This window comes from Rhizobium sp. 18055 (assembly GCF_902706285.1).
GTDB lineage: Bacteria > Pseudomonadota > Alphaproteobacteria > Rhizobiales > Rhizobiaceae > Rhizobium.
On record NZ_CACSKD010000258.1, the window covers coordinates 1 to 449 of the forward strand.

At 51.4% G+C, this 449-nt stretch carries 1 protein-coding gene; it reads left to right on the top strand.

Features of this window, described 5'->3' with window-relative positions:
- Positions 1-449 (top strand): TnsD family Tn7-like transposition protein (locus tag GVL52_RS29005; protein WP_160012737.1); only part of this gene is annotated, 449 nt, incomplete at both ends.

A 449-nucleotide genomic window follows, 5' to 3' on the forward strand; every position in this document is an offset into this window, starting at 1 on the left:
GGCACTACTTTGCCGACTTCGCTAACTTTCAGCATCAATCCCGACTGCTGCAGACCGCCAGAAGTCCTTTGCGCTGGATTGAAGATCTGGTTGAGCGTCCTGACCGCTCATTGCATCCGATATGCCACCTGCTAATGATTGATTTTTTATTTGGCTCCATAGCAGAGTTCAGCTTGGCAGTTGACGCAGAGCGGTCTTCACGCGAAGCGACACGAGGAAGTGCGCACACGATTCCTCGTGGTGAGACAAAGACATCCCTACAAGTACCAGGCCTTGAAATAGAACATCTCCTACGCAACCCGTCATTGTCGTGCCGTCAGATAGCTCAACAAACGGGCAAGAGTGTCGGCACCATCGTCAAGTATCGTAGACAGCGAAAAATCGAAGTGAAAGAGCGTCGTAAATTCGTCGGCGCCCAAACTCGAACTTCGATAGGGCACGACTTGCTG